This is a genomic window from Embleya sp. AB8 (assembly GCF_049739465.1).
Lineage (GTDB): Bacteria > Actinomycetota > Actinomycetes > Streptomycetales > Streptomycetaceae > Embleya.
This window is the reverse complement of sequence record NZ_JBMHHY010000010.1, coordinates 195,255-209,112: the sequence shown is the minus strand read 5'-3', so window position 1 is coordinate 209,112 and position 13,858 is coordinate 195,255. Positions and strand designations below refer to the sequence as shown.

General features: G+C 71.8%; 14 protein-coding genes. 10 read left to right on the top strand and 4 right to left on the bottom strand.

The genetic code is table 11. The features are described from left to right. The first annotated feature begins 754 nt into the window (after nt 1–754). The 6 genes from ABIA38_RS16545 to ABIA38_RS16520 all read left to right on the top strand — a co-directional run bounded on the left by ABIA38_RS16545 (nt 755) and on the right by ABIA38_RS16520 (nt 7,127). Entirely contained in the window at nt 755–889 is a 135-nt protein-coding gene (locus ABIA38_RS16545; RefSeq protein WP_424639402.1) for a hypothetical protein, read from the top strand. Nucleotides 890–1,270: 381 nt separating this feature from the next. Then, nucleotides 1,271–1,927, top strand: a complete 657-nt coding sequence (locus ABIA38_RS16540; RefSeq protein WP_424639401.1) for a FadR/GntR family transcriptional regulator — start codon at nt 1,271–1,273, stop codon at nt 1,925–1,927. A 2-nt stretch (nt 1,928–1,929) separates the two neighbouring features. Then, a complete protein-coding gene (locus ABIA38_RS16535) occupies nt 1,930–3,264 on the top strand; it encodes a CynX/NimT family MFS transporter (RefSeq protein WP_424639400.1) in 1,335 nt (444 codons plus the stop codon). Further along, nucleotides 3,261–4,382 (top strand): hypothetical protein, encoded by a 1,122-nt coding sequence (locus ABIA38_RS16530; RefSeq protein WP_424639399.1) that lies wholly within the window; start codon nt 3,261–3,263, stop codon nt 4,380–4,382. The genes ABIA38_RS16535 and ABIA38_RS16530 overlap by 4 nt, the downstream gene beginning before the upstream one ends. 931 nt (nt 4,383–5,313) lie before the next feature. Further along, nucleotides 5,314–6,633 carry a DUF6271 family protein gene (locus ABIA38_RS16525; RefSeq protein WP_424639398.1) on the top strand — a complete coding sequence of 440 codons (1,320 nt, stop codon included), beginning with the start codon at nt 5,314–5,316 and terminating at the stop codon, nt 6,631–6,633. Continuing rightward, the gene (locus tag ABIA38_RS16520) at nt 6,630–7,127 is read left to right on the top strand and encodes a GNAT family N-acetyltransferase (protein ID WP_424639397.1); all 498 of its coding nucleotides are present in this window, start codon (nt 6,630–6,632) and stop codon (nt 7,125–7,127) included. Before ABIA38_RS16525 ends, ABIA38_RS16520 begins: the two co-directional genes overlap by 4 nt. A gap of 288 nt (nt 7,128–7,415) precedes the next feature. Here the strand turns inward: ABIA38_RS16520 and ABIA38_RS16515 are convergent, their stop codons facing one another. The 4 genes from ABIA38_RS16515 to ABIA38_RS16500 form a co-directional block, all read right to left on the bottom strand. Further along, a complete protein-coding gene (locus ABIA38_RS16515; protein WP_424639396.1) occupies nt 7,416–8,150 on the bottom strand; it encodes a 4'-phosphopantetheinyl transferase family protein in 735 nt (244 codons plus the stop codon). Beyond that, a complete protein-coding gene (locus ABIA38_RS16510) occupies nt 8,147–8,989 on the bottom strand; it encodes a hypothetical protein (RefSeq protein WP_424639395.1) in 843 nt (280 codons plus the stop codon). The genes ABIA38_RS16515 and ABIA38_RS16510 overlap by 4 nt, the downstream gene beginning before the upstream one ends. A 4-nt stretch (nt 8,990–8,993) precedes the next feature. Beyond that, nucleotides 8,994–9,293, bottom strand: a complete 300-nt coding sequence (locus ABIA38_RS16505) for a phosphopantetheine-binding protein (protein WP_424639394.1) — start codon at nt 9,291–9,293, stop codon at nt 8,994–8,996. Nucleotides 9,294–9,375: 82 nt separating this feature from the next. Beyond that, complete coding sequence (locus ABIA38_RS16500; RefSeq protein ID WP_424639393.1) at nt 9,376–10,308, bottom strand: 3-oxoacyl-[acyl-carrier-protein] synthase III C-terminal domain-containing protein; 933 nt, start codon at nt 10,306–10,308, stop codon at nt 9,376–9,378. Nucleotides 10,309–10,405: 97 nt separating this feature from the next. Here ABIA38_RS16500 and ABIA38_RS16495 point away from each other — a divergent pair, with 97 nt between their 5' ends. The 4 genes from ABIA38_RS16495 to ABIA38_RS16480 all read left to right on the top strand — a co-directional run bounded on the left by ABIA38_RS16495 (nt 10,406) and on the right by ABIA38_RS16480 (nt 13,752). Beyond that, nucleotides 10,406–10,735, top strand: a complete 330-nt coding sequence (locus ABIA38_RS16495) for a hypothetical protein (RefSeq protein ID WP_424639392.1) — start codon at nt 10,406–10,408, stop codon at nt 10,733–10,735. Continuing rightward, a complete protein-coding gene (locus tag ABIA38_RS16490) occupies nt 10,732–11,907 on the top strand; it encodes a glycosyltransferase (protein ID WP_424639391.1) in 1,176 nt (391 codons plus the stop codon). The genes ABIA38_RS16495 and ABIA38_RS16490 overlap by 4 nt, the downstream gene beginning before the upstream one ends. Nucleotides 11,908–12,010: 103 nt before the next feature. After that, entirely contained in the window at nt 12,011–12,991 is a 981-nt protein-coding gene (locus ABIA38_RS16485; protein WP_424639390.1) for an ATP-binding cassette domain-containing protein, read from the top strand. Beyond that, on the top strand, nt 12,988–13,752 hold the full coding sequence (locus tag ABIA38_RS16480; RefSeq protein ID WP_424639389.1) for an ABC transporter permease: 765 nt from the start codon (nt 12,988–12,990) through the stop codon (nt 13,750–13,752). Before ABIA38_RS16485 ends, ABIA38_RS16480 begins: the two co-directional genes overlap by 4 nt. The last annotated feature ends 106 nt before the right edge of the window (nt 13,753–13,858 follow it).

Sequence of the window (13,858 nt, the reverse complement as noted above, 5' to 3'; positions counted from 1 at the left end):
GCCATCACAGGTCGCCCCGAAGAACGGTGTTACAACACCCCCGCCGGCCGGCGACCCAACCGCCTTCCCCACCCACGGCCCGGTAACACGCCGCTGACCTCGCGGACCTTGTCGGTCCTCGAATTCGCCCGGCCCGCTCGGGAGCGGACGGGAACGCCGCTGCGCGGGGCGAGACGTGTGGAGGAGCGGGTCGAGACGGCCGTCGCGCCGGACCGGTCGCCGGGCGAACGCACCCGGCACGCGGCGGTGTTCGCCAAGCCGGCGAGCGCGCTGCTGCCCGGCGACTACCTGCGCGTGCACCGCCGCGCCCCGGAGACGGCCCGCAGTGTGGACGAGGGGTTCTGCCGAGTGCACTGGACCGCGATCCTCGAAGGCGCGGCGCGGCCCTGGAACGCGTCTTGGCGGAACCGGGCCGGGCGGGCGCCTGGTCGTCGTCGCCTGCTCCGGCAGCCGGACATCACCCGTTCAAGTTCAGTAGTTGGTACCAGTTGCCATCGACGTCGCAGCAGCCCCACCGTGGCGACGTCGTCCCACCGCCTCGCCGGGCGGACGTACTCCCGGAACACCGCTGAGCCGGCGGCGTGTCCGCGGCCCTCGCGGACCCGGTCGGGGCGCCGGCGCTGCCGGTACCCGACCGGGACCCTCAGTGCGGGCATCGTCGGGCGCTCGGGCAGTTCGACGGCCACCCCACCCGCCCCTGCACGGCGCCGCCCGCCTCGGCCTCCCCACCGCCACAACGGCCCTCGCCGACCTCGTGCCCGACACGGACCCGGCGCGCCCGGCCGCCGCCCTGGTCCGCGTCGACCTCGACCCGCCTCCGGCCGAGCGGCTCGCCCGAGGGCCGGGTCAGGAGACGAAGCCGAAGGTGCGCCAAATCGGCGACTGGTAGGGGGACTTGGCCCAATCGATGAACATGGGTGGCGCAGTGGCGCCGAGAAAGGCGGCGGCCGACGCCGATGAACCACGTTACAGACGGCACCCGCGCCCGCATCCACTCCCGGGGAGCACCATGACCGTTCCGACGACTCCCGTACTCGGCCCTGCGCTCGGGCAAGCTACGGCAGAGGAACAAGCAGCTCAGGGCGACCGGGGGCGGTCGGCCGGCCGTGTTCGCGCAGCATGCGCACGACGGTGTCGGGTGAGGGGTGCCGGCCCTTCTTCGCGCCGGTACGGAAGTGACACGGATCACTTGGCCGCGATCTCGGCTTTGTGTTCTCCTACAGATGTCCAACATTTGGAGGTTTACATGGGGCTTGCCGAACCTCGCCGGGTGGCAACGTTGTCCGCCCAGGTCGCCGATCAGCTCCGGGACGAGATCGCCTCCGGCCGCTGGCCGGTCGGTGGGCGGATTCCCGGCGAGCACGAGTTGGTCCGCATCCTCGGGGTCAGCCGCAACACCGTGCGGGAGGCCGTGCGTTCGCTGGTGCATCTGGGTCTGCTCGAACCCCGGGCCGGGGACGGTACCTACGTCCGGCTGACCAGCGAGTTGGAGGCCGTGCTGGTGCGCCGGGCCTCGACGACGCGATCCTGCGACGTGCTCGAGCTTCGTGCGGTGCTCGAAGAGCATGCCGCCGGTCTGGCCGCCGAGCGTCGGACGGACGCCGATGTGACGCGTCTTCGGGAGCTGCTGCGCCGAGCGCACGAGACCGATCACGCTGAGATGACCGCGCTGGCCGACGCCGACAACGCCTTTCACCTGGCGGTGGTGGAGGTCGGCGGGAACGAGTTGCTCGCCGAGGTCTACCGGCACCTGGGCAGCGCACTGGCCGCAGTCGTCGCCGAGTTGGCCTGGGACGAGGACCTCGCCGCCCGGCACAACCACTGGCACACCGCCCTCGTGGACGCCATCGAGGCGGGCGACCCGGTGTCCGCGCGCCTCGCGGCGGCCACGCTGGTACAGCTCACGCGTCGCGCCGGGGAGGGGTGAACATGCCCGCCCCGCAGGCCCCTCCCGGAACTCCCACCACTGCCCCGCCGACGCACACCCGACGCCGAGCGCCGAGCGGGACAACCGGAACAACCGGGACGACCGGGACGACCGGCTGGGTACTCCTCGTCGCCATCGTCCTGGTGGCGGCGAACCTGCGGGCCGCGCTCACCGGAGTCGGCTCGCTCCTGCCGACGATCGAGGACGGCACCGGCCTGTCCGGCACGGCGGGTGGACTGCTCAACACGCTACCGCTGCTGACCTTCGCGGCCACCTCGCCGCTGGTGAACCGCAGCGCGCGACGCCATGGGACCCACCGTGTCCTGTGGGTCGCCCTGCTGGTCCTCACCGCCGGGACCGTGCTTCGCTCGTTGCCCGGCGCGGCGGCGCTGTTCGCCGGCACGGTGGTACTCGCGGCCGGAATCGCGTACGGCAACGTCCTGTTGCCCTCGCTCATCAAGAGCAGCGTGCCCGACCACCGGATCGGCACGGTCACCGGGCTGTACGTGACCGTCATGGGCCTCGTCGCCGCCGTCTCCTCCGGGGTATCCGTGCCGCTCGCCGACCACCTCCCGGGGGGTTGGCGTACCGCGCTGGGCTGTTGGGCCCTGCTCGGCCTGCTCGCCCTCCTGATCTGGACTCCGCAGGCGATCCGTCACCGCCCCCCGGCCCGGGTTCCGGACTGCGGCCCCGACACTCGGGCCCGTACCCCCTGGCGTTCGGCCCTGGCCTGGCAGGTCAGCGCGTTCATGGGCCTTCAGTCCCTCGGCTTCTACACCACCATCGCCTGGTTCCCGAGCATCGTGCACGACCACGGCGTCTCCGATTCGGCCGCCGGCTGGCAGCTCTCCCTGTTCCAGTTCGTCGGTTTGTTGTCCGGCAGTGCCGTGCCGCTGCTCGCGCGCCGCCTCACCGATCAGCGGTTGCCCGCGGTCGCCGGCTCGCTGATGTGCGCGGGTGGCTACGCGGGACTCCTCTGGGCGCCCGGCATCGCGCCGGTGTGGAGCGTACTGAGCGGCTTGGGCGGCGGCGCCTGCCTGGTGCTCGCGCTCACCTTCCAGAGCCAACGCGCCGCCGACGCGTCCCAGGTCGCCGCGCTGTCCGGAATGGCGCAGAGCGTCGGCTACCTGGTGGCCGCCCTCGGCCCGCTGGTCATCGGCTCACTCCACGAACTCACGAACGGGTGGACCGTACCGCTCACCGTGCTCATCGCCCTGGCCGTGGCCCAGGCTCTCGCGGGCCTGGGAGCAGGCCGCGACCGGCACGTCTCCATGTCGGCAGGTCCGCCGGCCCCGCCGAATCCCCCGATATCACCGGAAGGGACCCCACCCGCATGAACGCGACGAACGCCTTCAGCTATCTGGACACGCCCACGGCGGCGCCCCTGTCCATCACCGAACTGATGCCCGGCGCCTATCACTTGATGGAGTACGCCGCCGTCGCCGCAGGCGAACGGGTATTGATCCTGACCGAGAACCCGGTCGACCCGGTGGTGGTGCAGGCGCTCGCGGCGGCGGCCTCGTACCGCAACGCGGACGTGCATGTGCTGGCCGTCCCGCCCTTCAGCGCCGGCGGCTGGGATGCCGGGCAGGACTTCGGGATCGCCACCGCCGCCCACGCCGCCGCCGATGTGGTGCTGTCGTGTACGTGGTGGGGGGAAGTGCACGGCGACGGCCTGTTCTTCGACGAGATCGCCAAGCGCCGGGCCAGGTTCGTCTCCCTGCACCAGACCGCCACCGCCGCGGCCCTGGTCACCGGCGCGCGTTTTCCGCTGGAGCTGTATTTCGCGCTGGAGGCCAAGGCGACCGCGTTGCTCGCCGCCGCGGGCGAGATCCGGGTGACCACCGCCGCGGGCACCGACGTGACCTTTCGCAACTTCGTCACCAGCGGCCACCATGCGCCACTCACCCCCGGCATGTGGCGGCCCTTCCCGTACGGGGGCGTCAACTTCTACCCCGACCGCACGGATGGGGTCCTGGTCATCGAGGAATCCACCGTCACCGGCACACCGGTCGAACCGGTCACCGTCGAGCTCACCGACAACATCGTGACGTCGATCGACGGGGGAAGCTCGGCCGCCGAGCTGCGCCGCTACTCCCCCAAGGGCTACTACCTTCGGCACGCGCTCATCGGGCTCAACCCGAAGGTACGCGCCGGCGGCGGAACCCAGTTCGAGCGCGAGAAGCACGCCGGAGCCTTCTATCTCGGCTTGGACGCCCTCGCCGACCGGGGCGCCCCCGACCGTAGCGGCCCCGGACACGCCCATTGCGACTGCCAGTTCGACCGTCCGACCATCACGATCGACGGCACGCCGTTGGTCGACGGCGGACGGCTGTTGCTGCTCGACGACCCGGAAATCCGGGCTCTGGCCGACCGGTTCGGCCCCGCCGACGTACTCCTCGACGCCAACCCCCGGATGGTGCTGCCCGCCCGATACACGCGGCGCACTCGGTAGCGGGCCGACGCCGGCAGGGGTCGCCCGGCCCCCCGTGAGCACGGGGGGCCGGAGCAGCCGCCGGGATGGGGTGGTACGACGACCCTTGTCGTCCGAGTCGACTGTCACGCGGGCAACCGGCGGGAGGCTCGTCGCACTGGGCTACACGCCGATCGTGCGCCGCCCGATCCCTGAAAGGGCCCCATTGACACCACTGTTGGTCTAGTCCAATGTGGTGAAGCAAGGTCATCCGCACGAGTCCGGCGGAGCCCCGCGCCCCGGCACCGACACCGGCACCGACACCGCTCGGGACTCACCGGCCACTCGACTCGACTACATCACCGCTGCTTTGAGGAAGTCATGCGGCGTTGCCATGCTTCGATCCTCGGACGGGCACACGGATCTGATGATCGATCGGAGACGCCGTATGCGCAGAGCCCGTTCGGCCTTACCGACGATCCCGAACTCTTCGGCCGACGCCGCCTTCACCGGCCGCGCCGGGACCGTTGGCGAGCTTCTCCCCGCTCCGAACGGGTACGAGCGAGTACCGCCGGACGCGTCCTGTCGCGAACCGGGCGGCGGGTACGCCGGGTTCGCCGACCGTCCGGCGCTTGCGCAGGGGTGTCTGCGCGGCGAGGCTCGGGCCGACGAGGAAGGCGCCCACCCGCTCCGGGCCGGGGGGCCTCCGGGCGAGGCGGCCCGGACGGTCGGAGGTTCCGCGTCGATGGACGGCGACGTCGACTTCCGCCTGCCGGCCGAGGACGCCCGGGACGCCGCCGCGGCAGGGGCGCGTTCCACCCCCGCCGGTCCCCGCCGTAGCTCTCCGGCCGCACCGGTGGCCTCGTCCGTGGTGGCGCAACGGGCCGGTCGAAACCGCCGTCCAGTGCCCCGTTCCTCGCTCGACCGACAACTGCTGTAACGAATCCGACGACCGGACGGAGAGTCCCACACCATGCAACGAGTCTGCCTCGCCCTGCCCACCATGCGTGCCTGTCCCGGCACCATCGTGGACCTCGCCGAGGAGGCGGCCTACGCCGTCGCGACCTTCGGGGTCGAGGTTCACCTCCTCGTCCTCGACACCACCGAAGCCGCCGAGTTCGCGCAGAACGCGGACGCCGTGGCCGCACTGGCCCCCACTCCCGGCGTGTTCGTCCACCACCTCGGCGAGGCGCAGCAGCGGGAGTTCCTGCGCGGGGTGGTCGAGCGCTCCGGCGCGGCCGACCCCGAGCTGCTGCTCGACCTGATGCTCCCGCAAGGTGTCGCGTACGGTTCCTGCGTCAACCGGCTCTTCCTGGGCGCGGCTGCCCTGGGCTGCACCTCGGCGCACCTGCGCAACGACGACTTCGACTTCCAGGTCGTCGACGGTCGCAAGATGTTCCCGATCCACCACGAGTTGCTCTCGATCGGCCGGCCGGCCGGCGAGGCGGTGGCCGGCGTGTCCCGCTCCGAGCTGGACCCGGCCGACGCGGACAAGCCGGTGATGCTGGTCAGCGGCTCCTTCATCGGCGAACTCAACGTGGACATCGGCGAGATCCAGGAGCTGGACCCGGCCGTCTACCGCGACCTGGTGCGCCTGTGGACGCCGCCGGTGTGGTCGGAGGAGGACCGGGACGCGATGGTGGACGTCTCCTTCAAGGGCGCCGGCTCCGAGCCGTTCGGCTCCGACGACTCCGTCCTCGGCGTGCCCGACATCTGGGACGTCTATATGTGCAACGTCGCCCTGGACCACCGGGCTTACGAGGTGTTGCCGCTGCTGCCCTCGGTCCAGACCATCGGCAGCGACTACGCCCTGCTGCACGCCCTGGTACACGCCCGGCTGCCCGGCGTCGTCCACAAGCGCCACATCGTCAACTACTACACCCCCGAGCGGCGCATCGGCGCCGGCTTCATCTCCTACCAGATGCGGTTCGTCAAGTTCCTGCTCTCGATGTTGTACCTGTACCCGGTCTACGGCGGGATGATCGACCTCGGCCGCGGGATGCTGGACGAGCGCAACGAGCTGAGGGTCGAGCCGATCCTGGACCTGGTGCGGGGCAGCGTCGGCTGGGACCGGGCCGGGAACGAGCACTGCCTGGACGTCGTGGACCGCTCCTACCGCAAGCTGGGTGGCAAGTACGCCGAGCTCGCGGACGTGGTGGCCGGGCAGCGGCAGCAACTCCTGGACGAGGCTGAGGAGGACGCCGAACGCTGGGCGGTGCTGGTGCAGGCCTGGGCCGAGATGGTGGCCGCCGCCCGCGCGCAGGGCCTGGGCGTGGACGGGACGGCCGAGTGAGCGGGGAATTCCTGATCCGGCAGCTGATCGACGACGACTGGGACGCCGTGGTCGCGCTGGAACACGACGCCTACGCGGCCGACGGCCTGTCGGAGGGCCGGGAGGCACTACAGTCCCGCGCCCTCGGCTCGCCGGGGACCTGCTTCGTGCTGGAGCAGCGCGGCACGGTCCGCGGCTACCTGTTGAGCCTGCCGTACCCGCCGCTGCGCTGCCCGGACCTCGCCGAGGCGGAGGACACCGCGTTCGAGTCGAGCAACCTGCACGTGCACGACCTGGTGATCGCCGAGGACCTGCGCGGCGGGGAGGTCGCGGAGGACTTCATGGGGTATCTCCGGGCGCGGGCAGTGGAGTCGGGCTTCGAGCAGATCTCGATGGTCGCGGTGCGCGGCACGGACATCCTGCTGCGGCTCCTCGGCTACCGTGCGCACAAAGAGGTGGCCGTCCCCGCGTCCTACGGGCGGCGTGCGGTCTACATGTCGATGCCGGTGCACTGACCTGCGGGGGCACCCGGACGGATCGCCACTCCTTCGGCCCGGATGAACGAGCCTGATGTGCCCGGTGATCGGAGGCGATCGGTGAGCGGGTGACCGGTGCTCGGATCAGGTTGTCGTGCCGGATGCCGGCAGCCGACGCGCGGACGCGCCGGGTGACCCGGATCGCGACGCCCTCGAAGGCCCGCGCGCCGAGGCCGAGTTGCCCTTCGAGGGGGTCGTCGACCGACTCGGTCCGGCGGCGGACCTCTCGAGCATCGGCTCACCGTGCGCTTTGTCGATCAGGGAGGTTCAGGGCAGCCGCGGGGCGATCCAGCTGCGGTGGCGGACCGTGAAGGGATGGTCCAGGTCGGCGGCGACCGCCGCGCGGAACGGGCCCGGCACCGTGACGTCGGACAACCACAGCGGACCGGGTCCCAGCGGACCCGCGTCGGCCAGGCGCAGCGGCGAGGGACCGGTGAGCGGGAGGCCGAGGCCTTGGGCGAGCCGGCCGCCGTGGACCTTGACGCAGGCCTCGCGACGGCACCAGAGCCGGGTGAAGCGGTCGGCGCTGTCGGCCGGGGTCGGTGCTTCGAGGACGAGCGCGGCGTCGGGGGCCGGGAAGTGGCGGCGGGCGATCCGTGCGCCGACGCCGGGTGGGTGGATCTCCTCGACGTCCGCGCCGACCCGGCGCCCGTCGGCGATGGCCAGGACTGCGAGGGCGCCCGAGGCGGACCAGTTGACGTGGATCCGGCCGGCGGCGGACGGGCGGACGGGTGCGGGTTTGCCGTGCGGGCCGCGCTGCCACACGAGGTCGGCGGCTCCGGTGCCGAGCCGGTCGGCGACAAGCAGGCGGACGGCGCCCCTGACCACGGTGAAGCGCTCGCCCCGGACCGGGTCGTGGGCTCGGTCGGCGCGGTCTCGTTCGTCGAGGTCGAGCAGGCCTCGCAGTCGGCGCACGACGGCCGGGGGTTGGTCGGTGGGGATGGTCCAGACGTCGATCACGTCGGCGGCATCGACCACCTCGCCGACGGGATCGGCGTTCACGGCAGCGACAGGGTGCTGAGCCTGCCCAGCCGCCGGTCGTGGTCCGCGACCAGCAGCGGGCCACCGGTTTCCGGGCGCTGTGCGAGGCGGTCGGCCAGCAGAGTCCAGACTCCGGTGAACGGTTGTCCCGGTCGGGCCGTCTCGACGGCTTCGGGGGTGTCGTGCGCGTCGAGGTCCGCCGCCGGGGCGGCGCCGGCCAGGTCTGCGGCCAGCAACAGCCCAGCCCCCCGGCCGAGTTCCCGGTGGTCGGCGAGTACCGACCGCAGGGCCTGTGCGCCGTCCACCTGCGCCTGCTGGTGGACGCGCATTCCCTCCCCCGCACCCTCCTCGCAGACCAGGACGACGGCACGGTGCTCCTCGGGCAGGCCGACGGGCTCGGGGGCCTCGTAGTGCAGGGCGCTCTGCTCGGCGAGCACGATCACTGCCCGCCGGCAGCCACCGGTGCGGTGGTGGGCGGCGGCGATCCGAAGGGCGGTGAAGGCTGCCGCGCTGCCCTGGTCGCAGACGGCGAAGGCGGTCGGCTGCCCGGGGCAGTGCCGGCTGAGGTGCAGTGCGGCGGGGGCGCCGGGCCGGACGTCGGGGGAGGAGAAGGCGAGGATCAACAGGTCCGCGGGCTCGCCTGCGGGCAGGGCCTTCCCGAGCAGTCCCTCGGCCATCTGCCCGTAGTCGTGTCCGGCCCCCTCGCGCAGCAGGTCCTCGCGCAGTGGCAGGCCGTACGGGCGGACCAGGTCGCCGACGAAGGTCCGCAGATCGGGGTGGAGCGAGGCTTCGGAGCGGCCGTCGAACCCGGCGGCGATCGCCCTGGTGACGCGCAGGCCCCGGGCCCGGGCGGCGGGCACCGGGTCAGTCCTCGTCGACGATGTGCCCGGCGACATAGTCGGTGAGGCTGCCGATCGAGCGCAGGTCGTCCACGCCGAGGTGCTCGATGTCGACCTGGACGTCGAGTTCCTCCTCGATTTCGAGGACCAGCTCGATGATGCCGGACGAGGTGAGGCCGAGGTCCTCGAAGAAGCAGGTGTTCTCGGAGATGTCGGCGAGCTCGATCTTGAGAATGCGGGGCAGAACTTCCTCGATGCCGCGCGTGACGCGGCCGCGCAGCTCGGTGTCGACCGGTTCGGTGCCGGGGAGGGCGGAGTCTGACATGGGTGGACCGTCCCGTGGTGGGTGATGGGAATACGGGGGCGAGGCGCCGAGACGAGTGCGGCGACCGTCCGCTGACGGCGCGTCAGTGCCGAAGGGCCATGGCCGAGAAGGTGGCCCCGACGCCGGCGGCGGCGATCAGGTAGTGATCGCCCGGCCGGAGCACTCCGCCGGTGACGGCGGTGCGGAGGTTGATGAAGGCGTCCGCAGCGAAACTGTGCCCGACCGAGGGCACGTTGTCCAGCATCAGCCGGTCGAGGGGGTAGCCCAATCGACGGCAAATCATGCGCCAGGATGCCTGGTTGACGTTGTGCGGTAGCAGTAGCGCGATCTCGGAGAGGTCCAGGCCGGCCTGATCGAGTGCGGCTTCGATGGCCTCGATCATGGTGGGCTGGTACTCCCTCTGGTAGCGCGCCAGCAGCTCCGGGTCCTCGGCCAGCCGGCCGTCGAACTCGGGCCGCTGGCGGACCGCGTAGGAGAGCACGCGGTCGCGGGCACCGCCGGGGCCGACCAGGCAGGCCGCCGAGGCCTCCGCGAAGATCGAGGTGTCCGGGACGACTTGGGCGTCCCGGGTGAAGGTCTTCTCCCCCGCCACCACCAGGGCCAGCGCCGACGGATCGGCATCGTCCGCCAGGAGTCGCCCGGCGAGGTCGACGGCCAACAACGAGGCCGCGCAGGCCTGTTGGGTGACGGTGAACGCGTTGGCATGGGTGAGGCCGAAGCGCTCTCGGAGTTGGTGCAGGGGGTTGAGCGGATAGGGCACCGCGACCGGCATGCTGCGCGCGTGCAGCAGGTATCGGACCCGGTGTTCGTTGCCGCGCAGCTCGGGCAGGCCCCGTACTGCGGCGTCCAGCAGGTCGAGCAGCGTGCCGTCCGGGTCCAGGCGCACCTGGTCCAGGCCGTGGAAGCGGCGGAAGAGTCGAAGTTGACGTGGGGTCAGGCCGATCCGCGCGCCCACGTCCTCGATCGATTCGAGTTGTGGGGGGAGGTGGACGGCCACTGCCTCCAGTGCGGTCACCCGGGCTAGTATTCCCACGCTCCGCGGGTCGCACAAGTGATCACCGACCCGGAGCCCTCCCTTTCGCCCCCGTGCCGTCGAGCTGGTGGAGCCCCCGATGACTGATTTCGAGCCTTCCTTCGTACCCTCCGAACCCGATGCGGACCGGTCACCCGACACACCGTCCGAGCCGCCGTCGGTGGTGGACCCGGAGCTCGTGGCGCTGCTGGTCGCAGCCGCCGATGCGTCGCCCCAATGGGCGGAATTGGTGGTACCCCAGGCCCGACTCGACGCCGATCTGCTCCTGGACGAAACCGAGTTCGCCGTCCTGGACACCTTGTTGCGGGCGCGTTTCGGCGTCGATCTGGGCGCGCTGCGGGCCGGCCTGGACCTGGATGGGCTGGCCGCGCTGACCGTCGGCGACCTGGCGGAGCTGGTGCGCCGATGAGCCGCTTCCTGCTGGTGGTGCCGCCGTTGACCGGGCACGTCAATCCGGCGTCCGGGATCGCGAAGGAGTTGGCCGCACGCGGCCACGAGGTGGCCTGGAGCGGCACCGAGACGGTGTTGCGGCCGCTGCTGGGTCCGCACGCACAGGTCTTCGGCACCGGCACCCGGGCGTTCCGGGCACTGGGGGGCCACGGCCTGGCCTCGCTGCGCTCGCTGTGGGAGGGCTTCGTCGTCCCGTACGCGCGGTTCACCACGAAGCCGCTGGACGCTGCGGTGCGGGAGTTTCGGCCCGATGCGCTGCTGGTGGACCAGCACACCCCGGCGGGCGCGCTGGTCGCGCACCGGCACGCACTGCCGTGGGCGACTCTGGCGCCGGGGGCGATGGAACTGGGCCGCCCCTACCGGGCGTTGCCGCAGGTCGAGGCCTGGATCGTGGGCCTGTTGGCCGGGCTGTGGCAGCGGGCCAAGCTGCCCGTCGCCGAGTTCACCGATCCGCGGTTCTCGCCGCACCTGGTGCTGGCCACCACCGGCCGGGCGCTGCTCGGCGACGTGCCGACGCTGCCGCGGTACGCCCTGGTGGGACCGGTGCTGACCGAGCGTTCGGCGGATCCGGCGTTCCCGTGGGAGCGGCTGGACCCCGGCCGGCGCACCGTCCTGGTCACCATGGGAACCATGTCGGACGCGATCGGCGCGGACTTCCTGGACCGCACTGTCCGGGCCCTGGCCGGCTTCGGCGAGGGCATCCAGGCCGTGGTCGCCGCCCAGCGCGGGGCGCTGCCCGCCGCACTTGCGGACACCGTGGTGGCGGCGGAACGGGCGCCGATTCTCGAGCTGTTGTCCAAGGGGGCACTGGATGCGGTGATTTGCCACGGTGGCATGAACACCGTGGGCGAGTCGTTGGCGCACGGCGTCCCACTGCTGATGGCGCCGATCCGCAACGACCAGCCCTTCGTGGCGCAGCGGGTCGCCGAGGCCGGGGCCGGCCTCCGGGTTCCGTTCGCCCGGGTCTGCCCCCGGGTCATCGCCGAGCGGCTGCGGCAGGTGCTCGACGAACCCTCCCACCGCACGGCCGCGCAGCTGCTCGGGCGTGAACTGATGTCCGGTGGCGGGGCGGTGGCGGCCGTCGACCGACTGGAGGCGCTGGTCACGGCCTCGCCGACATCATCCCCCTGAATTGGTCTAGTCCATTGCTTCCTGGGCATCGGAGCATCTACTGTGAGGCAGCAGCACCGGTGCCCAGGAGCCCCTGCACCCCATCCCAGTACGGGAGTTCTGGTTGATCGAGACCAAGGGACTTCGCAAGTCCTATCCGTCCGGAAAGCGCGGCCGAACCGTTGTCGAGGCCGTCCGCGGCATCGATCTGGACGTCCGGGCACGGGAAATCTTCGGATTCCTCGGCCCCAACGGTGCCGGGAAAACCACCACCTTGCGCATGCTCGCCACGCTCATCCGCCCGGACGGCGGCGAGGCCCGGATCGCCGGCGCCGACCTGTTGGCCGACCCGGCCGGGGTCCGTCGGCGGATCGGCTACGTCGCCCAGGGCGGCGGAACCACCGACGCGGTCACCGCCCGCGAGGAACTGGTGCTGCAGGCCCGGATGTACGGCACCGGCAAGGCCGAAGCCCGCCGACGGGCCGAGGACGCCCTCGATGCCTTCGACCTCACCGAGTTCGCCGACCGTCCCTGCCGCACCTACTCCGGCGGCCAGCGCCGCCGGGTGGACATCGCCCTCGGGGTGATCCACACCCCGCAGGTGCTGTTCCTGGACGAGCCGACGGTGGGCCTGGACCCGGCCGGCCGCAGCCGGGTGTGGGCCGAGATCGAGCGGCTGCGCACCGAGGGCATGACGGTGGTGGTGACCACCCACTACCTGGAGGAGGCCGACGCGCTCTGCGACCGGGTCGCGATCGTCGACCATGGCCAAGTCGTCGCCGAGGGCACGTCCGAGGCGCTCAAGCGCGAGATCTCCGGCGACGTCGTCCTGCTCGGCATCGCCGCCGGCGAGAGCGGGCCCGCAGCCGACGCCCTTCGCGACCAACCCTGCCTGCACCGGCTGGAGCAGCAGGGCGAGGACGGCCTGCGGGTCTACGTGCCCGACGGCGCCGCGGCCATTCCGCAACTGCTGCGCATCCTGGCCGAGGCGCGCATCGTCCCCAGGACCGTCCAGCTGCAACGGCCCAGCCTGGACGACGTGTTCCTGGCCCGCACCGGCCGCTCCATCGAACAGTCCGGACAATCCCAGGGGTCCCTTCCGTGAAGCTCGCCCGTGACACCTGGCTGGTCTTCCAGCGGCAGTTGCTGCTGATGTGGCGTACCCCGATCTGGCTCGTCGTCGGGTTGACCCAGCCGATCTTCTACCTGCTGCTGTTCGCTCCGCTGCTGAAGACGGCACTCGAACCCGTCGGTGCCGACACCTATGCCGATGCCTACCGGATATACGTCCCCGGCCTGTTGACGGTGCTCTGCATCTTCGGCGGGCTGTACACCGGATTCAGCCTGCTTGCCGAGTTGAAGGCCGGCATCATCGAGCGCTCCCGGGTGACCCCGGTCAGCCGGCTCGCCCTGCTGCTGGGGCGGGCGCTGCGCGAAGTGGTGGCGCTGCTCGCCCAGGCCGTCGTCATCACTGTGCTCGCGCTGCCGTTCGGCCTGCGGGTCGGCCCGCTGAACCTGGTGCTGGCCTACCTGCTGCTCGGTCTGCTGGCCCTGATGACCTCGGCCATCTCGTACGGCATCGCCCTGGTACTGCCCAACGACGCCGCGATGGCGCCGCTGGTGAACACGCTCTCCCAACCGATCGCCCTGCTCTCCGGGGTGTTGTTGCCGCTGGCGCTGGCGCCGATGTGGCTGCGGACGGTGGCCAAGTGGAACCCCTTCTACTGGGCGGTGGAGGGCATGCGGGCGCTGTTCTCCGGCCACATCGGCGCCGACGCGGTCTGGCAGGGACTGCTGGTCGTCGTCGTGATGACGATCGGGGCGGTCTACTGGTCGGCCCGGCTGTTCTCGACCCGGGTCCGGTAGGGAACCGGCCCGACGGTTCCGACCGGACCCTCGGGGTCGTGCAGTGGGAGTCCTGTCCAGCCAAGGGGAGGGGCCGGGTGAGCACCCGGCCCCTCCCCTCGACATG